Source organism: Sphingobium sp. TomTYG74 (genome assembly GCF_055393875.1).
The window spans coordinates 2469362-2494024 of the sequence record NZ_AP027341.1 but is presented as its reverse complement, the minus strand read 5'-3'; the positions used below and the strand labels follow the sequence as shown (position 1 = coordinate 2494024).

The window sequence follows — 24663 nt, the reverse complement described above, 5'->3', positions numbered from 1 at the left end:
CCCTCCACCACCGCTGCGCGGCGGTCCCCCTCCCCACGCTCTGCGCAGGGAGGATTTTCCAATCCTTCAATGAAAGTCCCGAGACCTCGGCAATATCCGCACATTACGCGGATGACTGGACGTGCGCGGATGCTGAGGATGCACAAACTCATCCGCCCGCGACAAGGTGATCTGCGGCTTATGCGTATCCGACAGGCGCGACAATTCAGCCGTACGATCATGCACCCGGCTCGCCATCAGGTGGACGACACCTTCCTTGCTCCGCTGCACCTCGCCTTCAACCAGCATCAGCCGCGACGCCATCACCGGCCGCCGCTGCATTTCGAACAGCCGCGCCCACAGCAGGATGTTGGTAATCCCCGTCTCATCCTCAATCGTGATGAAGACGGCATTGCCCTTGCCCGGCCGCTGCCGCACCAGCACCACACCCGCCGTCCGCACCTTCGTCCCGTTTTTCGCAGCCGATGTCTGCGCGCAGCTCAACACCCCCTCAGCGGCAAAGACGGGCCGCAGGAACTGCATCGGATGCCCTTTGAGCGACAGGCGCGTCATCTGGTAATCAGCCGCGACCTGTTCGGCGAGCGGCATGGTGGGCAGCATCGCATCCGGCTCCTGCCCCAATTCTCCCGCCGCCTTCTGGTCCCGCTTCCGAGCAGCAGCGAACAGCGGCAATTCATTGGACGGCGTCCGCCGCGCTTCCCACAATGCCTCTCGCCGGTCCTGTCCCAGCGACCGGCAAGCGTCGGCATCCGCCAACAAGCGCAGCGCCCGCGCAGGCAATCCAGCCCGCCGCGCCAGATCCTCCAGGCTGGTGAACAGCCCTCCGTTCCGCGCCTCGACAATCTGCGCAGCCCAAGCCTCGCGAAAACCATCAATCTGGCGAAAGCCCAGCCGCAGCGCCAACGCCCGTCCCTCCCCTTCGCCCCGCCGCCTGTTCCGCGACCGCAGCAGCGGTTCGAGCGCATTGTCCCACCCGCTCATATTCAAATCCACATCATGCACAGCAACGCCATGCTCCCGCGCATCCCGCAAGATCTGCGCGGGCGCATAGAACCCCATCGGCTGAGAATTCAGCAGCGCACAGGCAAAGACGGCAGGCTGGTGGCACTTGATCCAGGCCGACACATAGACCAGCCGCGCAAAGGACAAAGCGTGGCTTTCAGGAAAGCCATAGCTGCCGAACCCCTCGATCTGGCTATAGCACCGCTCGGCGAAATCGCGTTCATACCCCCGCCGCACCATGCCGCCGATCATCTTCTCCTTGAACTTGTCCATGCCGCCCACTTGCCGGAAAGTCGCCATCGACCGCCGCAGTTGATTGGCTTCCGAAGGCGTAAATTCCGCCGCGACAATGGCGAGCTTCATCGCCTGTTCCTGGAACAGGGGGACGCCGTAGGTATCCTTCAGCAACTCCCGCAACTCATTGGGATTGTGGGGCGGACTAGGTGAAGGAAATTCCGGCTTTTCGATCCCTGCCCGCCGCCGCAAATAGGGATGCACCATGTCGCCTTCGATCGGCCCAGGACGGACGATCGCAACCTGCACCGTCAGGTCGTAAAGGTTCTTTGGTTTCAAGCGCGGCAGCATGTTGATCTGCGCCCGGCTTTCCACCTGAAACACGCCAATGCTGTCGCCCTTTTGCAGCATGGCGTAAACAGCAGGGTCTTCGGAATCGAGATCGACGGTCAGGTCATGATCGCCCAGACCATAACGCCGCATCAATTCATAAGCCCTGCGGATGCAGCTCAACATGCCGAGCGCGAGCACATCGACCTTCATCAGGCCCAGCGCATCGATGTCGTCCTTATCCCATTCGATGAAGCTACGATCAGGCATCGCGGCATTATGGATGGGCACCGTTTCATCCAGCCGGTTCTGGGTCAGCACAAAGCCGCCGACATGCTGGGACAGATGCCGGGCGAAAGGCGCTCGGATCAGCTGCTGAACCAGCGATCGCAACCGCAGTATCTCCGCATTGTCGAGAGAAAAGCCCGCGTCAATGAAGCGCCCATCGCCCAGGTCGCTTGAGTAGCTACCCCAGACGGTACTCGACAGGCGCGCCGCGATATCTTCGCTCAGGCCCAGCACCTTCGTCACTTCGCGCAGCGCGCTGCGGGACCGGTAATGGATGACAGTCGCGGCGATCCCCGCTCGTTCGCGCCCATAGCGACGGTAGATATATTGCATCACCTCCTCACGCCGCTCATGTTCGAAATCGACGTCGATGTCGGGCGGTTCGTTGCGCTCTTCCGACACGAAACGGGAAAAAAGCAGGTCGTGCTTCATAGGATCGACGGAAGTCACGCTCAGCAGGAAGCAGACGATGGAATTGGCGGCAGACCCCCGCCCTTGGCAGAGAATGGGAGGCTTCTGGGACCGTGCGAAACAAACAAGGTCGTGAACCGTCAAAAAATAATAGGCATAATTTTGCCTGCGAATGAGATGAAGCTCCTCATCGATCAGCTTTTCCACTTTCAGAGCCAATGGGTGGCCGTAGCGTTTCACCGCCGCTTTACGCACCAAATCTTCCAGCCAACCATCGGGTGACCAACCGGGCGGCACCGGCTCATGAGGATATTCATATTTTAGGTCGGTGAGGAGGAAGTCGATCTGATCGACGAACCGGATCGTTTCAGCCAGCGCTTGCGGGCAGTCGGCATAGAGCCGGGCCATTTCGAGGGGAGATTTGATATGACGCTCAGCATGCGCTTCCAGCCGCTGTCCTGCCTGCTTCAACGTCACGCCATCACGAATGCAGCTTAGCACATCCTGCAATGATCGGGATGATGCTTCGGCATACAGCACATCATTGGTCGCAATAACCGGCACGCCGACCTCTCGGGCGATCCTCTGAATAGCAATCGCATGCCGACGGTCACGCCCATTATAACGCCGTGTCAGGCCCAGCCACACACATCCCGGCGCTTTGTCATGCAACCGGCGCAATGCATCCTGCCATGTGGACGGAGACGCGGGCGGCACCAGTTTCAGGTGAGAGATGGACACCGCCTCATCCCCCGACGGATAGGCCGGGGGAGCCTTGTGCGCCTCTTGTGGCCGGGCCGTGGAAAGCGGCAGGACGATCAGCAGAAGATCGTCAAGATGGCTAAGCAAATCCCTGAAGGTAAGAATGCAGTCTCCCTTCACCGCCTCCATATTGCCCTTGGTCAACAGACGGGTGAGCCGTCCCCAGCCAAGGCGGCTTCTGGGATAGGCCAGAATGTCAGGCGTGCCATCGACAAAGACCAGGCGGGCGCCCACCACCAGACGCAGATCGGTGTGACAGGCCGCCTCTTCCTCGGCAGTCAGTTCAACTGTTTCACCTCTTTCCTTCTTCGCTTTGATCATCTCCGCACGCGCCTTGTCCGGCGCATCGCGCAGCGCGACATAGGCGCGCACCACGCCAGCCACGCTGTTCCTGTCAGCAATACCGATGGCGCGAAGCCCCAGTTCAATCGCCCGGCCGACAAGATCGGAAGGATGGGAAGCGCCGTGCAGGAAGCTGTAATTGGACATGGCGCCCAACTCGGCGAAGGCAGGCCCTTCCCTTAAGGACGGCGGTATTGCAGGCTTCCTCCCGTCCTTCTCCCTTCCCTCAATCATGTCCAACTCCCGCCGGTCAGGGGATTTAGGCTTGGACGGATCAGGTCCCTTGCCGCGTTTCATGCGAACAGGCCATGGATGTACCAGCCCGGATGCCGCGCCTCCGTGCCGTAAAGGCCGTGGCGGAATATCCAGTAGCGGCGGCCGCGCGCATCCTCGATCCGGTAATAGTCGCGCGTCATGCCCGCACCTTCGCCCGCCAGTGCGCCGTCCTTCGCCTTCCACCATTCGGGCGCGATCCGCTCCGGCCCTTCATAGCGGGTCACTTCATGGGCGCTGCGCCGCCAGCGGAAATGATGCGGCGGACCGTCTGGCACCTCCGCCACCACCTCGATTGGCTGGGGCGGGTCGAACAGGTGGATGGGGCGCATCGGCGGATCGCCGGGCTCTCCCTGACGCGGCCAGCTGGACGGCGCGCGGCTTTCGATCGCAGGCAGCGCAAGCTGCGCCTGTTCGGGAATATGGCTGTCGCGCGGTTCCAACCGCTGGATGCGATTACGACCGGCCCGGACGGACAGCTGATCGATCAGCGCCGCGACCGCTTCCTCGCGCCGCGCCTCTCCCCCTTCCAGCGCCAGCTGAGTAGCCGCCATCGGCTCGGTCTGTGGCACGGTAAGGCGCAGCATGTCGAAGCCGAAGCCGGGATCGACCGGATCGGACAGGCTGTCGATCCGCTCTTGCACCAGCCGCATGATCGCGGGCGCATCGCGCACCGGCAGGCCGGTTTCCACCCGCAGCGGAAAGGCTAGGCCATCTGTGCGGAAGAACAGCAATTCGAACCGCCGCCCGCCCTCGCCCCGCTCGGTCAGTCGCTCACCCGCTTCGGCGGCCATCTCCTCCACCCGCTGCAAGGCATAGGCGGTGCTGCCCACAGGCTCTGCGAAGCGGCGTTCGATCCGCAGGACAGGACGCGGACGGCGTGGCGCAAGTGGCCGATGGCCCAGACCCAGCAGGCGGTGCAGCGCGTCCACCGCATCCTCGCCAAAACGCGCAGCCAGCGTCGCGGCAGGACGCGCAGCAAGATCGCCGATGGTGCGCAACCCCGCCCGCCGCAACGCCACCCCGCTGTCCTGCTCCAGTTCCAGTGCCTCGACCGGCAGGCGGCGCAAGGCAGCCTCCTCATCGGGCGCTGGCCCTGCGGAAAAGCGGCACAGCGCATGCGCGCCCTCCGGCGTGCCTGCTATCGCATAACGCACCTCCATGCCGTGCCGCTCAAACCGCTCCACCGCCTCGCGCGCCAGCGCCTCCTCCCCGCCCCACAAATGCGCGCAGCCGGTGATGTCCAGCATCAACCCATGCGGCGGATCGATCGCGGCTGCAGGCGTATAGCGCGCGCAGCCATCGCATAGCCGTTCCAGCCAGTCCTGATCGGCATGATGATCGGCCTCGAAGCTGACCAGATCGGGCTCTTGCGCCCGCGCATCGGCCAGCGTCATGCCTGCGCTAAGGCCCAGCGCCAGCGCGTCGGCATCCGGCGTGACAAGGCGCATGGCCCCGCGCAGGGACTCCACGATGGCGACCGGCCCGGAACCGGCCTGCGCCTGCCACAGATCAGGCCGCGCGATGCGCAACCGATCGACCGCCAGGAAGGGGAACCACAGCGCCAGGTAGCGCCGCCTCGTCAGCGCGTCCTCCGCTTGCCCATCCATGCTCATGGCGTTCATCGCACTCTTCTCCAAAATCTCCCCGCTTCGCATTCCACACCATCCGCCACGTCATGCCGTCCGGCCCCGATCGGCGGCGCAACAGGTGGAGCGAAAAAGCGCTCATGCCCGGCGCATTGCCCGGCAACGGCACGGATGGCGCAGCCTCCACCCGCCACCGCGTCTCCGCCGCGCTCGGCACCGGATCACCGCCGATCCGCAGCACGAAAGCCGTAACCCCCGACGTCTCCGCCGCCAGCGCCAGACGGCGGCTGGCAGTCAGGTCCAGCAGCGGCGCGCGCCCGCGCAGTTCGATGACCAGCGCGCCCAGCGCCGGACACCGCAACGCATCGACCGCCGCGCGCAGCAGCAGCGCCTCATCCTTCATGACACCGATCAGCAAATGGGCTGGATCTATTCCAAGCGCGGCGAGCCCCGGGCCATAAGGTTGTCCCGCCGTTCCATTTGGAAGGCGCAGCCAGAACAAAGGGGCCTCACGCGCTGCAAGATGGGCAAGGATCAGGGAAAGACCGGCGGTGGCCCCCTCATCTTCAGCATTCCCGAAAAATTCATGTACCCGACCCCTGGCAAGGCCACCCTGCAATGCCTGATCAAAAGCCGCATGTCCGGTCGTGATACGCGCATCTGCTTTGACGGCCGGAAACCCTTCCAGTGATGCAATGTGCCGCCTGAGGGCTGCAAGCCTGTTCACCGAATCCACCATAGCATGTTCTCTATATGTTCTTTTCAGCGATAGCGCATCCCCTGTCAATCAACTTGGCTGCCATCAGAAAAAAGGGAGGATGGTTTCAGCTTCTTACACACATTGGCCATCATCCGGAAAAGTTTCACACCCGGCTTTCTGCCAAGCTAGTCTGTGTTGATGGACACGTCCCACATCGCTTCGCTGGCTCATGCGCCCTTCATTCTGGCGCGCCGTATCGCTTCGGCTCGCAGCCTGCGTCTTGTTTCCAGCGCTGCGACTGCGCTCCTTGCCTCCTACCCGAAGTCAGGCAGGACCTGGCTCAGGTTTATCCTGGCCCAATATTTCCTCGCGTCGCGTGCATATCCGCCCATTACGACCCAGAGCATGTTCACCTTTGCTCCCAATTTCGACTTGGATCCGGTGCGCGGCATACCGGCCTTTGTCCGCAGGTCGGAAGAGGCTTCTTTCCCCCTCATCCCTTCCACCCATCTGCGCTTCAAACCAACCCTCCCCGGTCGGCTTCCCATCATATTCCTCATCCGCGATCCGCGAGCCGTACTCATTTCCGACTATCACCATGTGACCCGGCACAAGATGTCGTTTCAAGGCAGCGTTGACGATTTTCTCATGGATGAGAATAGAGGCCTGCCTCACTATATCAAATATATGAACAGCTGGGCCAATGGCCTCGAACGGCATGATCATCACGTCATATATTATGAGGATCTACTGCTTCAAACGGAGGCAGAAGTTGAAAAGATGCTCAATTTCCTGGATGAGCCAGTCCACACCCATGCTCTTGGATATGCGGTGGAAAACTCATCCTTCGAAAAGCTCAAGGCACTGGAACTCGCCCAGGGCATTCCCGGCCATGAATATGACAGATCGGATTCAGATGCCCTGCGGATCAGAAAGGGGCAATCCGACAGTTTCCGGCAGGAACTGACGATCGAGCAACAAAAATTCATCGAGGATAGCTGTAAGTCTCAGTTGAACCGCCGGATGTTGGCCAAGCTGGATCGATACGGCTTTTCAGACCCGCCTTCGTCATCCGCCGTGAAACCGATAGGGATATCGCAATCCGCGGCGCCCGAAAGACAGGTGCATGATCCTGTAACCAAGCGCCGCCTTCCCTCTCTTGGTGTACAGCTCTTGAGCGAGGCGATGGTGATAATCGGCCTCGCCGCCATGCTCGTCGCCCCGACCATTCTGGCGATAGAAGTAGGCGAATGGCTTTTCCGGCGGGAATGGGATGGTCACTCGCTGGAAGATGGCCTCGCCTTGTTCGGGATCGACCGGGTGGGGCCTGTGGAAACACCCACCGAACGAATACTCGACGTCTTTCTCGCGCTGCCCCTCACCATCGCCTTGTTCATGAACGGCCTCCTCATATTCCTGGCTGCCGTACATTTCGGAGACTGGGGTCTTCAGGGCGTACGGCTCAAGAAAAAGCTCGCCGTCGAGCAGAGCAAAAGGCGCCAGCGGAGCAACGCCAAAAATCCGCCCTCTGACCTCAAACCGACAGGAATGGTGAGCCCCAGCCGCTGATCAATGTTCATTTAGAGCATCGTGCGCAAAAGTGGGAACCGGTTTTGCGCAACAAACGATGCGGCAACAAATAACTAGAGCGCGCGTCTTGCGTCCGATTTAACGCAGCGCGCTCTGGCCCTGTTGAGCAAGCCACGCCCAGTCGCGCTTTATAACGGTAAAAGGCCCGCCCGGCGAAAATGCACGGGCGGACCTTTTCAGTGCGTGAAACGAAAGGCGGGCAGAGCCGCGCGGCTGTCCTGCGGCTGATCCGGCCGCAGGCGTTAGCCGTGCTTATTCGCCATCATCCTCCGCTTCGGGTCCGGTCATCATTCCTTCGGCGACCTCTTCGGTCTTGCCCCGGATCACCTTTTCCAGGCGCTCCGCCATTTCGGGATTTTCCTTGAGGAAGGTCTTGGCATTTTCACGACCCTGGCCGATGCGAACGGAGTCGTAGGAGAACCAGGCGCCCGATTTTTCGACCACGCCAGCCTTGACGCCAAGGTCGAGTATCTCGCCGATCTTCGAAATCCCCTCGCCATACATGATGTCGAATTCGACCTGCTTGAAGGGCGGGGCCACCTTGTTCTTCACCACCTTCACGCGGGTCGCGTTGCCGACGATATCGTCACGATCCTTGATCTGGCCGGTGCGGCGAATGTCGAGGCGAACCGAAGCATAGAATTTGAGCGCGTTGCCGCCCGTCGTCGTTTCCGGATTGCCGTACATGACGCCAATCTTCATGCGGACCTGGTTGATGAAGATCACCAGACACTTGGAGCGCGAGATCGAGCCCGTAAGCTTGCGCAGAGCCTGGCTCATCAGGCGCGCCTGAAGGCCAACATGGCTATCGCCCATTTCGCCTTCGATTTCAGCGCGCGGCACCAGCGCGGCGACCGAGTCCACCACCAACACGTCGATGGCGTTCGACCGCACCAGCGTATCGACAATCTCCAGCGCCTGTTCGCCGGTATCCGGCTGCGACACGATGAGTTCGTCGATGTCGACGCCCAGCTTCTTGGCATAGGCCGGATCAAGCGCATGTTCCGCGTCGACAAAGGCCGCGATACCGCCGGTCTTCTGCGCCTCTGCAATGGCATGCAACGCCAGCGTGGTCTTGCCCGAGCTTTCAGGGCCATAGATTTCGATGATGCGGCCGCGCGGCAGGCCGCCGATACCCAGCGCGATGTCGAGCCCCAGCGATCCCGTCGAGATCGCCTCAATCTCGATCTTCTCGCGGCTGCCCAGCTTCATGGCCGAACCTTTACCGAAGGCGCGGTCAATCTGGGAAAGGGCCGCTTCCAATGCTTTCTGTCTGTCCATTGTCCCTGTCTTCTTGGAATCGATGAGTGAGAGCATTGCTGTCATCGGCCTATCCCCTGTCAAGCGGAAGCGCCGATTAAGTGGCGCCTTGGCCACCATGTATCCCCTTTGTTCCAAAAGAACAAGAGGGGAACGGAAATTTCCTATTTAGGCGGAAAGAACCTTCGTCAGCGCCCGCTCAACGGCGCCAATCGTATAAGGTTTTGCCAAAGTCGGCCGATCCGAATGCCCTGACGGCACATCATCAGCCATGCCGCCTGTCGCGAAAATAAAGGGGATGCCGCTTTGCGCCAGCAGGTCCGCGACCGGCCAGCTTTTCTCACCCTGCAGATTGCAGTCCACCAACGCGGCGTCGAAGCCGCCCTTGCGCGCATGGTCGCACGCCTCATCCACCGAAACGGCAATGGCATGCAGGCGATATCCCAATGTTTCGAGATAATCTTCCAGCATCATGCCGATCATCGCTTCATCCTCGACCACCAGGATGGTCTTGCCGTCCGACATGTGCGTCCCCTATTTCGTTGCGCTCGCTATCTTATCATCGGCGCGCGGACCAGCATAAACGCTTGATCGTTCAAGAAGTTCATTCCACCGCTGTACCCATTGCCAAGGCGTCCCGCGCCGCCTCCGCGAGCTGGCTGACGGAAAATGGTTTGGGTAGGAAGGCGACATTGGCAAGGTCGATCGACTTGCGCAGCTGCTCCTCGGCATAGCCGGACATGAACAGCACCGGCAGGTCGGGATGCGTATCCCGTGCCCGCGCGACCATGGACGGGCCATCCATATTGGGCATGACCACGTCGGAGATCAGCAGGTCGATCTTCTCACCGCTCGCCAGCACCTCCAGCCCCTGCTCGCCATCATTGGCGGTCAGCACCTTGTAGCCCTGGCGCGAAAGGGCGCGTTCGGCAACGGCGCGGACCATATCCTCGTCCTCGACCACCAGCACCGTGCCCGTGCCCCATGTCTCGCTGCGCTTGAGCGGCAGCTTGGCGGGAATCGCCTGCTCCATGTCCGCGCCCTGATAGACGGGCAGGTAGATGACGAAACTCGCCCCCCGGCCCAGTTCGGACTCGGCGAAGATATAGCCGCCCGACTGCTTGACGATGCCATAGACGGTGGAGAGGCCAAGCCCCGTGCCCTTGCCCAATTCCTTGGTCGTAAAGAAGGGCTCGAAGATCTTGGAAAGAATGTCGGGCGGGATGCCAAGGCCGGTGTCGGAAACCCGCAGCGCGGTATAATCGGCGGCGGGCAATATCTCCTGCCGCATCTCGCGCACCTTGCCAGCCGGAACCGCATAGGTCTGGATATTGAGGATGCCGCCTTCCGGCATCGCGTCGCGCGCATTGACCGCCAGGTTCACGATCACCTGCTCCAGCTGCCCCGGGTCCGCGCGCACCGCGCCCAGGTTGCGGCCATGGCTGACCTCCAGCTTCACGCTCTCACCCAGCAGACGCTTCAGCAGGTTGGAAACGTCGGCAACGATGTCCGGCAATTGCAGCACCTGCGGACGCAATGTCTGCTGCCGCGAAAAGGCGAGCAGCTGGCGCGTCAGCCCAGCCGCGCGATTGCTGTTCGACTTGATCTGCTGAATATCGTCATAGTCGCTGTCGCCCGGCGTATGGCGCATCAGCATCAGGTCGCAATGGCCGATGATCGCGGTCAGGATATTGTTGAAGTCATGCGCGACGCCACCAGCCAACTGGCCGATCGCTTGCATCTTCGTCGCCTGCGCCACCTGCCGCTTGAGCTTGCTTTCCTCGCTATTGTCCTTGAGGCTGAGCAGCACGGCTGCCTCGCCCAGGCCCCGGACGCCCGCCAGACTGAGCGCCGTCGGCTCCTCCGGCTCGTTGCGCAACCTGATGGCGATATCGCCCGACATTTGCGGCCCCACCGCAAAGCGGCGCACGGCGTCTGCGACTGCTGCCTGATCTTCCCGCACGACCAGATCGCCGGGATAACTCGGTCGTTCGCTACGCTTGAGCCCCGCCGCGCGGGAGAAGGCATTGTTGAGAAACAGGACGCGACCATCGCGATCCGCCATGGCAAGACCGAAAGGCAGCAGGGACAGCAGCGTTTCGATATAGGAAAGCGCCGATGTGCCGCCCGCGCTACCCGCTGGCTCATCGATCAGCAGCAGGAGCATCGGACCATCCTGGCCCACTTGACTACCAGCAGGCTGAGCCGTCCGACGCAAGGGCACCTGCAACAACCGTAGCGGCAGCCCGCCCGACTCCTCACGCGCCAGAAATAGCCGCCCCTTGTCATCGACGCGCATATGGGCGGCAAAGTCACGGCCGGTGATGTTGGCGTCGATCCGGCCAGCAGCACGCAGCAGGAAAGCCCCGTTCGCCGCGCGGATGCGCCCTTCACCCCCGATCATGACTGCCATGATCCCGGCCTCGCCCATCTGCCGCCCCGCGTCCCCGGTCAGCAGGCGGTGCACATCATCCAGCGCGTTTGGCTGGCGAACCGGAGTAAAGCGCCACAGCAGATAATCTTCCGACCGGCCCGTGCGGCACAGATCGACGTCCAGCCGGAGAGCGCCCTGCGCCACGCCTTCGACCCGCGCCTCACCATCGCGCCAGGCCGCGCGGGCGGCAGTGCTCAGGCTTTCCGTTAAGCTAGGCTCAGCCGTGAGATTGGGGGGCGTCGGAAATCCGGGAAACCATTCGCCGAACAGGTCGCTGGCGCAAACGAGCCGCCCTGCCCGGTCGGTCACCGCGATGGCCATGTTGGACGCATCCGCTGCGGCGCGCGCTACCGTCCAATCCGGCACCGCCTCGCCGTCTGCCGCCTCTTCCGGGAAAATACGCCGATACCAGCTGAGCAGCGCGGCAATGGCAAGGATCATTGCGCCGAACCCCGTGGCCATAGCCGGGTTGCCGGTCGCATAGATGACGAGAACCGCCGAAAGCAGCGCCGCCAGTATCAGCAGCGGCAGGGACAGCCGGGAAGGGCGCTCGCCCGTCCACGCTTCCTCATCCCTTTTGACGCGCGAGGCCATCGGCCGGCCTTCCCCCTGAAAACGCCTGGACTATTCGCCGACGTCAGACGCGGGCGACTTCTTCCAATGCGCTGCTTTCGGGTGCCTTGCCAATCCTCAATTTGCGCGCATGCCATTTCCGGCCCATCCGATGGCGCCAGATCCAGTCGGCAATGAAGTAGCCGACCACGGCGAACGCAACCGAAATCAGCGCCAGCCCGAACAGCATGGCGGGCGCCGCTTCGGAAAAGAGCCAGCCGCACCATTCGCGGATCGATGCGTGCTTATCCACCAGCGCCATGAAACCCGATGCATCCGCGCTGCGGCCCAGGAACCAGTTGCCCACATAGACGGACGCCATCAGGAACAGCGGTGTCGTCGCCGGATTGGAAAGAAACGTCATCGCCGCCGCCAGCGGAATATTGGCCCGGAACGGCAGCGCCAGCATCGCCGCCCCGGCAATCTGCACACCGGGGATCAACAGAAATATCCCGACCAGCAGCCCCAACGCGACTCCACGCGGCACGGAACGACGGGTAAAGCGCCACAGCGATGGCTCCAGCACGCGGTGCGCCACGGGGGCAATGAAGCGATTGTCCTCCAGCGATTCACGGGTCGGGGCATTGGCATGCCACCACCGCGACAGGCGGCCCATGCTCGCTCTCGGCCCCATCAGCGATGGTCCTTCATGATACGCTGCTGATCGCGCTTCCAGTCGCGTTCCTTGATCGTCTCGCGCTTGTCGTGCGTCTTCTTGCCCTTGGCCAGCGCCAGTTCAACTTTCGCTTTGCCACGGCTGTTGAAATAGACGCTCAAGGGGACGAGCGTCATGCCCTTGCGCTCGACCGCGCCGTGCATGCGCGCGATCTCCCGCTCGTGCAGCAACAGCTTGCGGGGCCGCTTGGGCTCATGATTATAGCGGTTTCCGTGGCTGAATTCGGGGATGTTGCTATTGACCAGCCACACCTGATCGCCCTTCACCTCGGCATAGCTCTCGGCAATGTTCCCCTCGCCGAAACGAAGCGATTTCACCTCCGTGCCTTGCAGCGCGATGCCCGCTTCGAACACATCCTCAAGGAAATATTCAAAACGCGCGCGCCGGTTCTCGGCGACGATCTTCTTCTTGTCGAACAGTTCGGGACGGGGGCGGGCCATGGGACTCTTAACTAACTCACTTCACCATATAAGGCCGCAGCCCATTTAGACGAGACCCGCAATTTCCAATGCCCGATCCACAGCGGCGCGGCTGGATTCCGACGGCCAGGTGATCGGCAGCCGCAATTCACCGGGCATGTCGGACCGCACACGGCTGAGCGCATACTTAACCGGTCCAGGTGAAGAATCGCTGAACAATGCGTCATGCAGCGGGTAGAGCCGGTCCTGTAACGCCAATGCACCAGCCCAGTCACCCGACGCACAAGCCGCCTGGAATTGCGCGCACAGTTGCGGCGCGACATTGGCCGTGACGGAGATGCAGCCCCTGCCCCCCATGGCGTTAAATCCCAGCGCGGTTTCATCATTGCCGGACAGCTGGCAGAAATCATCCCGGCAGGCGAGCCGCTGCGCGGTGACCCGCCCCAGATTCCCGGTGGCGTCCTTTATGCCCACGATCGTCTGATATTCTTCGGTCAGGCGATGGATGACCGGCACGCCAATATCGGTGATCGTGCGGCTCGGTACATTGTAAAGGACGATCGGCAGCTGACAGCGCTCCGCCAGATAGGCGAAATGCTGATAAACGCCTTCCTGATTGGGCTTGTTATAATAAGGCGCGACCACCAGCGCCGCGTCCGCGCCAGAAGCCTGCGCCGCGAACATATGCTCCAGAGCGATTCGCGTGTCGTTGGACCCGCAGCCCGCAATCACCGGCACCCGGCCCGCCGCCTGATCGACACAGATCGCGACGACGCGGTTATGCTCTTCCACCGTCATGGTGGCGCTTTCGCCGGTGGTGCCGCATGGCACCAAAGCGCTGCTTCCTTCCTCGATCTGCCAGTCCACTAGGGCGCGAAACGCGGCCTCATCCACGCTCCCGTCGCGAAATGGAGTGACCAGCGCCGGAATCGACCCGGAAAACATCAACAAACTCCTTCAATTCACCGGCATTCCGGGGCACACTGTCGAGTGTAGGCAACGGCGCGCTATAGCGTGTCATTCAGGGCCTGATAAGGATGGAATTGCGATGATGTCCAGTAGGCTGTCAGCTCGCCGCCCCGAAACAACATTGGTCCGCATGCCCTTGATCGCTCTTCTTCTTTTTACCGCCGGCGCCAGCGCCCAGACCGAAGCCCCTGTTGCGTCGCCCTATCCGGCTGGCGCGGTGGTCCAGCAACTGCCCGCCTCGACTCAGGCATCGCCTCAGCCATCGCCCTGGAATCAGGTCAGCGGCCGAATCGGCGTCGCGTCCGATCCATCCATCTCCGCGACGATCAGCCAATGGCGCGCGTTGCAGCAGAGCGATGGCCTGGGCTTTTCGACCTATGCCAGCTTCATCCTCGCCAATCCCGGTTGGCCGGGGGAGGACCGGATGCGGCGGCTGGCGGAAACCGGCATCAATCCCAACAGCTATGATCCGCGTCAGGTTACGGCCTTCTTCGCCCGCTTCCCCGCGCGCACCGCCACCGGCCATGCACGCAATGCGCTGGCGCTGATGCAGATGGGCCGCATGCCCGAAGCGCGCATTGCCGCACGCAGCGCCTGGGTCGGCGGCACGCTTTCGCCGGATGACGAGGCTCGGCTTCTTTCGCTGTTCGGATCCAGCTGGACCAGTGCGGACCATGATCAGCGCGCCGACGTGCTGCTATGGGGCGGCGACATCGCCGGCGCGCAACGGATGCTCGCTTATGTGACGCCCACGCGACGGCCGGTCTACGAAGCGCGTATCGCCTTCCGCCAGAAGGCGCCGGACGCCGCCTCCCGGATGCAGGTCGCCGAGCCGGTTGGCATATCCGACGCAGGCTTCGTCGCGGACAAGGCGACCTGGCTGATGAACACGGGCAATTGGGTCGCCGCGCGGCAATATCTTGCCAACCGTCCCCAGCTGACCTTCCGCCCGGGCAATGCCGAAAAATGGTATGAGACATTGCTTGGCCAGGCGCGCGCCGCCGCCAACGACAGCCAGTGGAGCTTCGCCTATGGCATCGCCAGCAAGCTCGACGACGCCTATGCGCCCGGCACCGACGTTTCCAGCCGCCCGATTGGCGAGCGTGACGACTATACCAGCCTCGCCTGGCTGGCGGGATCGACCGCCTTCTATAATCTGAACCGACCAGCGGACGCTGCGGCGATGTTCCGCCGCTATGCGACAGCCGCTAAGTCTCCCCAGACCCAGTCGAAGGGCTATTATTGGGCAGGTCGCGCAGCACTGGCAGCCGGTGATACGGCCACCGCGACCAGCTATTTCGCCCAGGCTTCGGTGTTCCCGGATCAATTCTATGGCCAACTTGCCCTGGAACGCGTCGGAAAGCCGGTGCCCGCACCTGCCCTCGTGGAACGGGCCGTGGAAATTTCCGCCGCCGATCGCTCCGCCTTCGCCAATCGTTCGGTCGTCCGCGCCGTGAAGGCGCTGGGACAGATGGGCTATTGGGAGGATCAGAGCAAATTCGCCCGAGCTATCGCCAATAATGCCGACAGCGACAGCGACCATTATCTCGCCGCCGAACTCGCCAAGAGCATCGGCAGGCCCGACATGGGCGTGATGGTCGGCCGCCGCGCCGTGTCGAGCGGCCTTACCGGCTATGGCGAAAGCGCCTTCCCCCGCGTGCCCGTGCCGCCTACGGCCCAATCCAACTGGACGATGGTGCATGCCATCGCGCGGCAGGAAAGCCAGTTCGACCGCCAGATCGTCAGCCACGCGGGTGCGCGCGGCCTGATGCAGCTGATGCCGGGCACCGCGCGGGAACAGGCGGGCAAACTTGGCCTCGGCTATGACCCCGGTTCGCTCAACGATCCAAGCTACAACATCATGCTCGGCTCATCCTATTTCCAGCGCATGCTCAACTATTATGGCGGCAGCTATCCGCTGGCGGTCGCGGCCTATAATGCCGGTCCCGGCAATGTGAACCGCTGGATCTCCGCCAATGGCGACCCGCGCCTGCCGGGCGCCGACATGCTGCGCTGGATCGAGCAAATCCCGATTTTCGAAACACGCAATTATGTACAGCGTGTGCTGGAAAATGCGGTCGTCTATGAAGCGATGAATCCCGAACGCGCCCGCTTCCGGGGTTCCAATACCCCACTCTCCAAATATCTGGGCAAGCAAACCCCAGGCTGACCTCAGCAGAGGCGCGGAAAAGGGCCGAAGGCCAAAATCACCTCCGCGCCTCCGCGTCTCCGCGTGAACCAAAAAAACGCACAACCCTTCCGCGTCCTCTGCGCCTCTGCGCCTCTGCGCGCATAATCATAACCAGCAGCGGGTAGATGGCGCGCAGTCATCAGACTGAAGCTGTGGCTGCTTGCCTTTTCTCTTGTTCGCGCAGAGGGGCAGAGGACGCAGAGTTTTGGGTCCCTCCGAGACGCGGAGGTTTTCTGGCCTCCGGCCGGATGTGTTATGGCGGGAGAAAAGGCGCTAAAGGAGGCGGATGAACGCCCCTCACCCCAATTACATCAGCCCCGAAGGCTTCGCGAAGCTGCGCGCTGAATATGACCAGTTGCTTGGGCAGGAGCGGCCACGCATCGTGGAGATCGTCAGTTGGGCAGCGGGCAATGGCGACCGCAGTGAGAATGGCGACTATCTCTACGGCCGCAAGCGCATGCGTGAGATCGACGGCCAACTCCGCCGCCTGTCAAAGAAGATGAAGGATGCGAAAGTCGTCGATCCCCGTCAGCAACCCGACAAGACCCGCGTCTTCTTCGGCGCGACCGTGACGATAGCCGACGAAGACGACAATCACCGCACCGTCACCATCGTCGGCAATGACGAGACCGACGCCAGCGCGGGCCGGATCGGCTGGAGCTCCCCCATCGCGCGCGCTCTGCGCAATGCCGCAGTAGGCGATCTGCGCCGCGTCATGCTGCCCGCCGGGGAGAAGGAATATGAGGTAATGGAGATCGGTTATCCGGAGTGAATTGACGCCAGTAGCGAGACCCCTCTGTCACGCTTGATGCCAATCAGGAGAGGGCTGAAGACGGCCCTTCGCTGCCCTTCTCCCTCTCCCCTTCAGGGGAGAGGGCTGGGGAGAGGGGAGCAACGTGGGTTGCTTACACCCCTCTCCCGCCTTCGCTCCGCTCGGCACCCTCTCCCCTAAAGGGGAGAGGGGAAGGTCAAGCTTCAACACCAACCCCTCAAATCACCGCGCCGCCTTCTTCTCTACCGGCTGCGCCTGCGCGATGACCGCACCCGGCTTCGCCGCCAGCCGCCCGATCGTTTTCAGCGCATAATCCAGCTGGAAATCCTCGATCCCCTTCTTCTTCAACTCCTCCGCCGTCATGGCGAAGCGCGGATCTTCCTTGGTATCTTCTTCCAGCGCGGCATTGTCCGTCTTGATCTCGTTGATCAGGTGGCGGCGCAGGTCGCTTTCGCGGAACTTCGGCCGGTTCTTGTAATCGGGATCCGACAACTGCGGCACCCGGACGTCGGGCTCGATACCGCCTTCCTGCACAGACCGGCCGGACGGCGTGTAATAGCGCGCCGTCGTCAGCTTGAGCGCGGTCGTATTGGTCAGCGGCAACATCGTCTGCACGCTGCCCTTGCCGAAGCTGCGCTCGCCCATCACCAATGCGCGATGCTGATCCTGAAGCGCGCCCGCGACGATCTCGGAGGCCGAGGCAGACCCGGCATCGACCAGCACGATGACCGGCAAGCCCTTCGCATCATCGCCGGGCTTGGCATAATAGCGCTCAACATCGCCCTTGTTGCGGCCGCGCTGCGAAACGATCTCGCCGCGTTCCAGAAATGCGTCGCTCACTGACACCGCTTCATCCAGCAACCCACCCGGATTGGATCGGAGGTCAAGGATGTAGCCGGTCGGCTTACGGCCCAGGCTCTTGTCGATGCTGCGGATCGCCTGCCGCAAATCGGCGCCCGTATTGGCGGAAAAGCTGACGATGTTGATCACGCCAACGCCGTTCTTCACTTCCCACTTCACCGGCTTCAGCTGAATGATCTCGCGCGTCAGCGTCACTTCGATCGGCTTGTCGCGGCCCGCCCGCACGATGGTCAGCTTGATCGACGTACCCGGCGCGCCGCGCATCTTGTCGACCGCTTCATCCAGCGTGCCGCCATAGATCAGCTGCCCATCAAGGTGCGTTATATAGTCGCCTGCCTTGATCCCCGCGCGCCAAGCCGGGGTATCCTGCGTCGGTGCGATCACCTTGACCGCGCCATCCTCCTGCGTGACCGACAGGCCAAGCCCGCCATAGCTGCCTTCGGTCTGGGTCCGCAGATTCTGGAAATCGCGCGCGTCGAGGAAGCTCGAATGCGGGTCGAGGCTGGCGAGCATGCCGTCGATCGCGCCCTTGATCAGCTTTTCGTCATCGACCTTTTCGACATAGTCGCTGCGGACTTTCTGGAAGACGTCCATGAACTCGTCGAGCGCCTTGTAGCTGCTCGCTTCCCCGTCCGCGAGCGCGGCCGTGGTGGCGGGGATGAGCGCGAGCGCGCCAAGGGCAACGGCGCCCCGGAAGAAATTGGATTTCATTGCTGTCCTGAGTCCTGGCATCAAGCCATCAGTATAGGATGCTTCTCAGGCATACGCAAAGCATCGGTTACGGCGTAGCGCCGGGCGCGACGCTATTCGTGCGGCCGCAACGCCTGATTGAGATCCTCCATCACCTGCGCGATCGGTTCGACCACGGTGACGCTGCGGCCTTCGCCAAAGCGGATGCGGGTGCCGTCAGTAACAGAAGATACGAAGGTGACCTGCGCGGCATTGATGGCGGTTTCGGTCCGGTCGGCGCCCACGAACATGACGAGCATGGCTTTCCTCTCCTTCTTGTTGGATGGAGAGGTTAGCCGCATTTGCGCATGGCGCCAGCCATTTTTCCCTGAAGCCGCCGTCAATCCAATCGAATAGCCTCGATAAAGAGACTGGCCCGCGCATCCAGCCGCTGCGCTTCGCCCGCCAGTTGGCTTGCCGCGTGACGGATGTTGCGCGCGCCATCGACCGCCGCGTCGGCATTGCCGCTGATCTGACTGGCGCTTAGCCGGACATGATCGCTGGACTCGCCCGCTTCGGACATGCTGGCGGCGATGCTCCGGCTAAAGGCGCCATGACGCGCCACCGCGTCGAACACGGAAGCCGACAGCCGATCCGCTGTTTCAATCGCGGCCCCCATTAGCTCATGGCCCTGCGCCACATGACCCACAGTCGCGCGGATATGGTCTATCCGGTCGGCAATTTCCGCTGCGGCTTCACGGGTCTGCCCCGCGAGCAGCTTCACCTCGCGCGCGACAACGGCAAAGCCTTGCCCCGCCTCCCCGGCTCGCGCGGCCTCTATGCCCGCGTTCAGGGCCAGCGTCGCCGTCGCCCGCGCCACCGCGTCGATCAGCGCCGTCACCTCGCCGATGCCATCTGCCTGAACGCGCAATTGTTGGGTCTGGGCCGACCCCAGCCGCGTCTGTTCGACCGCCGCCTTGATCGCGGCGCCCGCCTGACGCACCTCATCCTCGATCGACTGGAACAGTCGGCCAAGGTCGTTGGCCGATCCAGCGATGCCGGACAGATTGTCAGCGGTTTGCGCGGCGGCCACTGCCATGCCTGCTGCCGCCTGACCGTTATGGGCCGCCCTTTCCGCAGCGTCGCTCGCCAGCCGGGACAGCATGTCCGCCATCCCCACCAGATCGGCGATCAACGTCGCGATATCGTCGCGAAAGCCGCCGCTCTCCCGCGTCACGCGCTCCAGCCGCTCCGCCCGCGCAATCGCGACGCGCGCATCCCGCTCCGCTGCCAGCTTCAGCAGCAACTGACCGCCGACCATCCCGGCATAACGGCCGCCTTCTATGACGATCAGCCCTTCGCATTTCTGCCCCTGCGCTGCGTAGAGGTCGATCAGCATCTCGATCGTGGCGCTCCGCTCAACCGAGGCACAGGGCCGGATATGGTCATCAAGCCGCCCACCAAAGCTGGGGTTACGCAGCAGCGCATGACCGAACGGATTGAACAATATCCGCCGCATGTTCCGCTCGTAGATCGCGCCCTTGGGCCGATCCGCTTCGTCCAGCACGGGCAGCAGCCGCAGCGAAGGGTTTTGCTGAAAATGCTCCACCGCTTCGCTCAACGGCCGTCCGATCCGGATTGCCGGACTGGTGGAGACGAAGGGCAGGCCCTGCCAGCGAGGCAGCGACGGCGAAGGATCGAGCATCATGGGCGCGTACATGCGCCGCTGGTAGCGCCCGAATGGTAAATGAGCGGTTAGGTTTTGATGACATATTTATGACAACACACTGTTTTGTTTTGGTTTTTTACGGCAGTTGATAGTTGAATGCTTCCTTGGCGAGCTTGACCACCTCCGGGTCGGCCTCAGGAAAATCCATCGGCACCAGCTTTTCCAAGGACTTGGCGACATATTTCAGCGCGGCGATCCGCCCGGCCGCACGGTGATTATTGTCGATCACCTGCCATGGCGCATATTTGCTTTCCGTCTTCTTGAACATGTCGTGCATCGCGTCGAGATAATCGTCGCGCCGCGCCCGGTTGCGATAATCTTCCTTGCCGGTCTTCCACCGCTTCCACGGCGTGTCGAGCCGCTGCGCCAGCTGCTTGTCCTGCGTTTCCTGGGTAATATGGACGAACAGCTTGATGATGTTCGTCCCCGCGTCCGCCTGCTGCTTTTCGAAGGCGTTGATCTCGTCATAGGCGCGCTTCCATTCGCCCTTGGAGCAGAGCCCTTCCACTCGCTCGACCAGCACGCGCCCGTACCAGCTGCGGTCGAACACCGCGATGTTGCGGCCTGCGGGCAGCCGCGTCCAGAAGCGCCAGAGGAAATGATGATCGCACTCTTCCGCCGTCGGAGCGGCTATCGGCCAGACCCGATAATAGCGCGGGTCCCATTGCGCGGTCATCCGCTTGATGATGCCGCCCTTGCCCGCCGCGTCCCAGCCTTCGAACAGGATGACCGACCGCCGGTCATGGATCACATGGGCAACCTGAATCTTCGCCAGCCGCTCCTGCAGCTTTTCCAGCTCCGCCTCATAGTCGCCCTTGAGAGGCTTGCCCTTCTCATAGTCGGCAAGGTCAATCGCCATGCGCGTCATCCTTCCTGTTCAGATCAGGAAAGCAACGCCTGGAGCGACGAAAAGTCAAATCTGCCCCGCCCCTGCCCCGTCATCCCAGCGAAAGCTGGGATCTCAGGAGGCGCAGCGCGATCTCGACCAAGATCCCAGCTTTCGCTGGGATGACGGTAGGGTGATCAAGCCTTCGCCTGCGGCTCCACCACCCGGACATGCAGTTCACGCAGCTGCTTGAACTCAGCCGCGCTCGGCGCGCCCATCAGCAGGTCTTCGGCGCGCTGGTTCATCGGGAACAGCGTCACCTCACGCAAATTCTGAGCGCCACACAGCAGCATTACGATGCGATCAACGCCCGCCGCCATACCACCATGCGGCGGCGCGCCATATTGGAACGCGCGATAGAGGCCGCCGAAACGCTCCTCCACATCCTGTTGGCTGAGGCCCACCTTCTCAAACGCCTTCACCATCAGCTCGGGCGATTGGTTACGAATCGACCCCGAAGCAATCTCATAGCCGTTGCAGACCATGTCATACTGGAACGCCTTGATCGTCAGCGGGTCCTGATGCTCCAGCGCGTCCATCCCGCCCTGCGGCATGGAGAAGGGGTTGTGCGCGAAATCGACCGACTTCGATTCCTCATCATATTCGTAGAAGGGGAAATCCACGATCCAGCAGAGGTCGAACCGATCCTTGTCGATCAGGTCGAGCTGCTCACCAACGCGGATGCGCGCCAGACCTGCGAGCTTCGCAGCCTGCGATTCCTTGCCCGCCGCAAAGAACACGCCGTCATTGGGGCCAAGGCCCAGCGCCTCGATCAGCTTTGCCGTCCGCTCCTCGCCATGGTTCTTGGCAATGGGGCCACCCGGCACGCCATCCTTGATGTTGATATAGCCAAGGCCGGAATAGCCCTCGCCCCGCGCCCAATTGTTCATGTCGTCGAAGAATTTACGGCTGCCCGCACCAGCGCCGGGAGCCGGTATCGCACGAATGACGCTGCCACTCTCGACCAGCGACGCAAAGATGCCGAAGCCCGACCCATGGAAATGCTCGGTCACATCCTGAATCAGGATCGGGTTGCGCAGGTCCGGCTTGTCCGAACCATATTTCAGGATCGCCTCATCATAGGCGATGCGCGGAAAGCTGCCCGCAGGCGTCACCGGCTTGCCCTCGGCGAACTGCTCGAACACCTGCGCGATCACCGGCTCCATCGTGTTCCACACATCCTCCTGCGTGACGAAGCTCATCTCCAGATCAAGCTGGTAGAACTCACCCGGCAGGCGGTCGGCACGCGGGTCCTCGTCGCGGAAGCAAGGCGCAATCTGGAAATAACGGTCGAAACCGGCGACCATCAGCAACTGCTTATATTGCTGCGGTGCCTGCGGAAGGGCGTAGAATTTCCCCGGATGGATACGGCTCGGCACCAGAAAGTCGCGCGCGCCTTCCGGGCTGCTCGCGGTCAGGATCGGCGTCGAATATTCGGTGAAGCCTGCCCCTTCCATGCGGCGGCGCATGTCGGAGATGACCTTGGTCCGCTTGACGATGTTCGCATGCAGCGTCTCGCGCCGCAGGTCGAGGAAGCGGTAGCGCAGGCGGATATCCTCGGGATATTCCTGCTCGCCCGCCACGGGAAGCGGCAGATCGGCGGCAGCCGACAGCAGAACCGCGTCCAGCGCCCGGATTTCGATCTCGCCCGTCGGCAGGTTGGGGTTCACGGCCTCGGGCGCGCGCGCCACCACCTTGCCGGTCACCGTCACCACGCTTTCGGCGCGCAGCGATTCGATCACCTTGAAGACGGGACCGTCGACCTCGGTGACGATCTGCACCATGCCATAATGATCGCGCAGGTCGATGAAGACCAGGTCGCCATGATCGCGCTTGCGATGCACCCATCCGGACACGCGCACTTCATTGCCAACTTCGGCAGAAGTCAGGGCGCCGCAAGTATGAGTGCGATAGGCGTGCATGGCGATTGTATCTTTCAGCTTCGTTTTACGGAAATGACAAAGTGCCGCAGCCCCGCTATGGGCGGTCTTGTCAAGCATTGACGAGCCCGTGAGCGACGGGCCAGCCCATAATAAGATCGAAGACCATATGCAAATCCATCCGCTGATCACCGACAGCAAGACTCTCGCCCAATTCTGCGCCCGTATCGCCAAATCACCCTACATCGCGGTCGATACGGAGTTCATGCGCGAAAACAGCTATTGGCCTGACCTCTGCCTCGTCCAGGTGGCCGACAGCAAGGAAGCCGCCGCGATCGACCCCAAGGCGCCGGGCCTCGACCTTAGCCCCCTGCTCGACCTGATGGTCGACAATGAGGATGTGCTGAAGGTCTTTCATGCCGGCGGGCAGGATCTGGAGATCATCTACAACCTCACCGGCCGGACCCCGCATCCGATGTTCGACACGCAGATCGCCGCCATGGCATTGGGCCTTGGGGAACAGATCGGTTACGGCAACCTCGTCGATGCGTGGCTCGGCGTGCAACTCGACAAGGGCGCGCGTTTCACCGACTGGGGCCGCCGCCCGCTCGACAAGCGGCAGATCGACTATGCGATCGGCGACGTCACCTATCTGATCCAGATTTTCCCGATGATGCTGGAGGAGTTACGCAAGACCGGACGGGGCGACTGGCTCGATCAGGAAATGGAGCGCGTCTGCGACCCTTCCAACTATGTGAACGAACCGCAGGACGCCTGGAAGCGCGTCCGCATCGCCAGCCGCAAGGCCGACGTCCTCGGCCGCCTCAAGGCGCTCGCCGCGTGGCGCGAGATCGAGGCGCAGGACAAGAATCTTCCCCGTGGCCGCATCGTCAAGGATGAGACGCTGGCCGACATCGCCAGCCATCCACCCCGGTCTCAGGAAGACCTTGGCAAGGTGCGCGGCCTGTCCGCCACCTGGAAAACCAACGACATCGGCGCCCGCCTGATGGCGGCGCTCGGCAGCCACACCCCGCTCGACAAGGATGAGATGCCCGAACGCGATCCAAAGCGTCCGGGCCTCGGCAAGGACGGCGCGCTGGTCGCGGATTTGCTGAAGCTGCTCCTCAAGATCCGCTCACGCGACATCAACGTTGCCGCCCGCCTCTTGGCCCGCAGCGACGATCTGGACGCGCTGGCCGCAGGTGTCCGCGATGACCTGTCGATCCTGGAAGGCTGGCGCTATGAACAATTCGGCCGCGATGCCGTTGACCTTGTCGAAGGACGCCTGGCCTTTGCGGTCAAGGGCGGCCGCCTCAAGATGACACGCACGGAATAGGAGCGAATGATGCGGGCAGCGGCACTGATGATCCCCTTCCTGTTGGCGGCCTGCGCCACCACTGGCGACCAAGGTCCCGCCACGCCGACTACAGCCGAGGGGCCTTGCCGCAACGACGGCCTCGACCGCTTCGTCGGCCAAACCGCAAGCGCCGACTTGGGAACGCAACTGCTGGAAGCATCCGGCGCCCGCACCCTACGCTGGGGCGCCCCCGGCATGGCCATGACCATGGACTTCCGCCCCGATCGCCTCACGGTCAGCTACGACGAGAAGATGGTAATCACCTCCGCAAGGTGCGGTTAGCGCACTCCTGCTCCCCCTCCCGCAAGCGGGAGGGGGTCGGGGGGTGGGCCAGCGCAACGCCGGTCTTATAAAAGAAACTCGCTACGCTCGCGCCCGCCCCTAGCCCTCCCGCCTGCGGGAGGGGGATAACTATCTGCGACCGACC

At 62.5% G+C, this 24663-nt stretch carries 19 protein-coding genes; 5 read left to right on the top strand and 14 right to left on the bottom strand.

Features of this window, described 5'->3' with window-relative positions; all coding sequences use genetic code 11:
- Positions 1-66: 66 nt before the first annotated feature.
- From ACZ5TB_RS12615 to ACZ5TB_RS12605, 3 genes are read right to left on the bottom strand one after another with little or no spacing between them, the layout of a single operon-like run.
- A complete protein-coding gene (locus tag ACZ5TB_RS12615) occupies positions 67-3666 on the bottom strand; it encodes an error-prone DNA polymerase (protein ID WP_464791460.1) in 3600 nt (1199 codons plus the stop codon).
- The gene (locus ACZ5TB_RS12610; protein WP_464792559.1) at positions 3663-5258 is read right to left on the bottom strand and encodes a Y-family DNA polymerase; all 1596 of its coding nucleotides are present in this window, start codon (positions 5256-5258) and stop codon (positions 3663-3665) included. The genes ACZ5TB_RS12615 and ACZ5TB_RS12610 overlap by 4 nt, the downstream gene beginning before the upstream one ends.
- Entirely contained in the window at positions 5155-5970 is an 816-nt protein-coding gene (locus ACZ5TB_RS12605; protein WP_464791459.1) for an ImuA family protein, read from the bottom strand. The genes ACZ5TB_RS12610 and ACZ5TB_RS12605 overlap by 104 nt, the downstream gene beginning before the upstream one ends.
- A gap of 159 nt (positions 5971-6129) precedes the next feature.
- Here ACZ5TB_RS12605 and ACZ5TB_RS12600 point away from each other — a divergent pair, with 159 nt between their 5' ends.
- Positions 6130-7500: a sulfotransferase domain-containing protein gene (locus tag ACZ5TB_RS12600; protein ID WP_464791458.1), complete on the top strand. Its 1371-nt coding sequence runs from the start codon at positions 6130-6132 to the stop codon at positions 7498-7500.
- Positions 7501-7773: 273 nt separating this feature from the next.
- Here ACZ5TB_RS12600 and recA read toward each other — a convergent pair whose 3' ends face one another.
- From recA to dapA, 6 genes are all read right to left on the bottom strand, one after another.
- Positions 7774-8847, bottom strand: a complete 1074-nt coding sequence (gene recA / locus ACZ5TB_RS12595; RefSeq protein WP_464778708.1) for a recombinase RecA — start codon at positions 8845-8847, stop codon at positions 7774-7776.
- 102 nt (positions 8848-8949) lie between these two features.
- Complete coding sequence (locus ACZ5TB_RS12590; protein ID WP_196225113.1) at positions 8950-9306, bottom strand: response regulator; 357 nt, start codon at positions 9304-9306, stop codon at positions 8950-8952.
- 79 nt (positions 9307-9385) lie between these two features.
- A complete protein-coding gene (locus tag ACZ5TB_RS12585) occupies positions 9386-11809 on the bottom strand; it encodes a hybrid sensor histidine kinase/response regulator (protein WP_464791457.1) in 2424 nt (807 codons plus the stop codon).
- A 43-nt stretch (positions 11810-11852) separates the two neighbouring features.
- Complete coding sequence (locus ACZ5TB_RS12580) at positions 11853-12443, bottom strand: DUF2062 domain-containing protein (protein ID WP_464791456.1); 591 nt, start codon at positions 12441-12443, stop codon at positions 11853-11855.
- 17 nt (positions 12444-12460) lie between these two features.
- Positions 12461-12943 (bottom strand): SsrA-binding protein SmpB, encoded by a 483-nt coding sequence (smpB, locus tag ACZ5TB_RS12575; protein WP_196225111.1) that lies wholly within the window; start codon positions 12941-12943, stop codon positions 12461-12463.
- A gap of 45 nt (positions 12944-12988) precedes the next feature.
- Complete coding sequence (gene dapA, locus ACZ5TB_RS12570) at positions 12989-13867, bottom strand: 4-hydroxy-tetrahydrodipicolinate synthase (RefSeq protein ID WP_464791455.1); 879 nt, start codon at positions 13865-13867, stop codon at positions 12989-12991.
- Positions 13868-14021: 154 nt separating this feature from the next.
- On the opposite strand from dapA, the gene ACZ5TB_RS12565 reads away from it, so the two are divergent.
- Both ACZ5TB_RS12565 and greB read left to right on the top strand, forming a co-directional pair.
- Positions 14022-16061: a lytic transglycosylase domain-containing protein gene (locus ACZ5TB_RS12565; RefSeq protein ID WP_464791454.1), complete on the top strand. Its 2040-nt coding sequence runs from the start codon at positions 14022-14024 to the stop codon at positions 16059-16061.
- 307 nt (positions 16062-16368) lie between these two features.
- Positions 16369-16854, top strand: a complete 486-nt coding sequence (gene greB / locus ACZ5TB_RS12560) for a transcription elongation factor GreB (RefSeq protein WP_464791453.1) — start codon at positions 16369-16371, stop codon at positions 16852-16854.
- A gap of 222 nt (positions 16855-17076) precedes the next feature.
- On the opposite strand, the gene ACZ5TB_RS12555 is transcribed toward greB, so the two are convergent.
- From ACZ5TB_RS12555 to aspS, 5 genes are all read right to left on the bottom strand, one after another.
- The gene (locus ACZ5TB_RS12555) at positions 17077-18426 is read right to left on the bottom strand and encodes a S41 family peptidase (RefSeq protein WP_464791452.1); all 1350 of its coding nucleotides are present in this window, start codon (positions 18424-18426) and stop codon (positions 17077-17079) included.
- 92 nt (positions 18427-18518) lie between these two features.
- Positions 18519-18704 carry a hypothetical protein gene (locus ACZ5TB_RS12550; RefSeq protein WP_196225106.1) on the bottom strand — a complete coding sequence of 62 codons (186 nt, stop codon included), beginning with the start codon at positions 18702-18704 and terminating at the stop codon, positions 18519-18521.
- An 80-nt stretch (positions 18705-18784) separates the two neighbouring features.
- Positions 18785-20104, bottom strand: coding sequence for a methyl-accepting chemotaxis protein (locus ACZ5TB_RS12545; protein ID WP_464791451.1), 1320 nt, complete (start codon positions 20102-20104; stop codon positions 18785-18787).
- Between the two features lie 85 nt (positions 20105-20189).
- Positions 20190-20972, bottom strand: coding sequence for a polyphosphate kinase 2 family protein (locus ACZ5TB_RS12540; protein ID WP_464791450.1), 783 nt, complete (start codon positions 20970-20972; stop codon positions 20190-20192).
- A 164-nt stretch (positions 20973-21136) separates the two neighbouring features.
- Positions 21137-22921 carry an aspartate--tRNA ligase gene (gene aspS / locus ACZ5TB_RS12535; protein WP_464792558.1) on the bottom strand — a complete coding sequence of 595 codons (1785 nt, stop codon included), beginning with the start codon at positions 22919-22921 and terminating at the stop codon, positions 21137-21139.
- Positions 22922-23048: 127 nt separating this feature from the next.
- Between aspS and rnd the strand changes: the two genes are divergently transcribed.
- Both rnd and ACZ5TB_RS12525 read left to right on the top strand, forming a co-directional pair.
- Complete coding sequence (gene rnd / locus ACZ5TB_RS12530) at positions 23049-24215, top strand: ribonuclease D (protein WP_464780048.1); 1167 nt, start codon at positions 23049-23051, stop codon at positions 24213-24215.
- Between the two features lie 9 nt (positions 24216-24224).
- Positions 24225-24518 carry an I78 family peptidase inhibitor gene (locus ACZ5TB_RS12525; RefSeq protein WP_464792557.1) on the top strand — a complete coding sequence of 98 codons (294 nt, stop codon included), beginning with the start codon at positions 24225-24227 and terminating at the stop codon, positions 24516-24518.
- Positions 24519-24663: the final 145 nt, after the last annotated feature.

Excerpts from the sequence above, each read along its gene's own strand:
- ACZ5TB_RS12550 (WP_196225106.1), bottom strand. The coding sequence starts at position 18,704 with ATGCTCGTCATGTTCGTGGGCGCCGACCGGACCGAAACCGCCATCAAT.
- ACZ5TB_RS12590 (WP_196225113.1), bottom strand. The coding sequence starts at position 9,306 with ATGTCGGACGGCAAGACCATCCTGGTGGTCGAGGATGAAGCGATGATC.
- ACZ5TB_RS12580 (WP_464791456.1), bottom strand. The coding sequence starts at position 12,443 with ATGGGCCGCCTGTCGCGGTGGTGGCATGCCAATGCCCCGACCCGTGAA.
- smpB (WP_196225111.1), bottom strand. The coding sequence starts at position 12,943 with ATGGCCCGCCCCCGTCCCGAACTGTTCGACAAGAAGAAGATCGTCGCC.
- ACZ5TB_RS12545 (WP_464791451.1), bottom strand. The coding sequence starts at position 20,104 with ATGTACGCGCCCATGATGCTCGATCCTTCGCCGTCGCTGCCTCGCTGG.
- ACZ5TB_RS12585 (WP_464791457.1), bottom strand. The coding sequence starts at position 11,809 with ATGGCCTCGCGCGTCAAAAGGGATGAGGAAGCGTGGACGGGCGAGCGC.
- ACZ5TB_RS12600 (WP_464791458.1), top strand. The coding sequence starts at position 6,130 with ATGGACACGTCCCACATCGCTTCGCTGGCTCATGCGCCCTTCATTCTG.
- ACZ5TB_RS12555 (WP_464791452.1), bottom strand. The coding sequence starts at position 18,426 with ATGAAATCCAATTTCTTCCGGGGCGCCGTTGCCCTTGGCGCGCTCGCG.
- recA (WP_464778708.1), bottom strand. The coding sequence starts at position 8,847 with ATGACAGCAATGCTCTCACTCATCGATTCCAAGAAGACAGGGACAATG.
- ACZ5TB_RS12540 (WP_464791450.1), bottom strand. The coding sequence starts at position 20,972 with ATGGCGATTGACCTTGCCGACTATGAGAAGGGCAAGCCTCTCAAGGGC.
- ACZ5TB_RS12565 (WP_464791454.1), top strand. The coding sequence starts at position 14,022 with ATGCCCTTGATCGCTCTTCTTCTTTTTACCGCCGGCGCCAGCGCCCAG.
- rnd (WP_464780048.1), top strand. The coding sequence starts at position 23,049 with ATGCAAATCCATCCGCTGATCACCGACAGCAAGACTCTCGCCCAATTC.
- ACZ5TB_RS12610 (WP_464792559.1), bottom strand. The coding sequence starts at position 5,258 with ATGAGCATGGATGGGCAAGCGGAGGACGCGCTGACGAGGCGGCGCTAC.
- ACZ5TB_RS12615 (WP_464791460.1), bottom strand. The coding sequence starts at position 3,666 with ATGAAACGCGGCAAGGGACCTGATCCGTCCAAGCCTAAATCCCCTGAC.
- dapA (WP_464791455.1), bottom strand. The coding sequence starts at position 13,867 with ATGTTTTCCGGGTCGATTCCGGCGCTGGTCACTCCATTTCGCGACGGG.
- greB (WP_464791453.1), top strand. The coding sequence starts at position 16,369 with ATGAACGCCCCTCACCCCAATTACATCAGCCCCGAAGGCTTCGCGAAG.
- ACZ5TB_RS12525 (WP_464792557.1), top strand. The coding sequence starts at position 24,225 with ATGCGGGCAGCGGCACTGATGATCCCCTTCCTGTTGGCGGCCTGCGCC.
- ACZ5TB_RS12605 (WP_464791459.1), bottom strand. The coding sequence starts at position 5,970 with ATGGTGGATTCGGTGAACAGGCTTGCAGCCCTCAGGCGGCACATTGCA.
- aspS (WP_464792558.1), bottom strand. The coding sequence starts at position 22,921 with ATGCACGCCTATCGCACTCATACTTGCGGCGCCCTGACTTCTGCCGAA.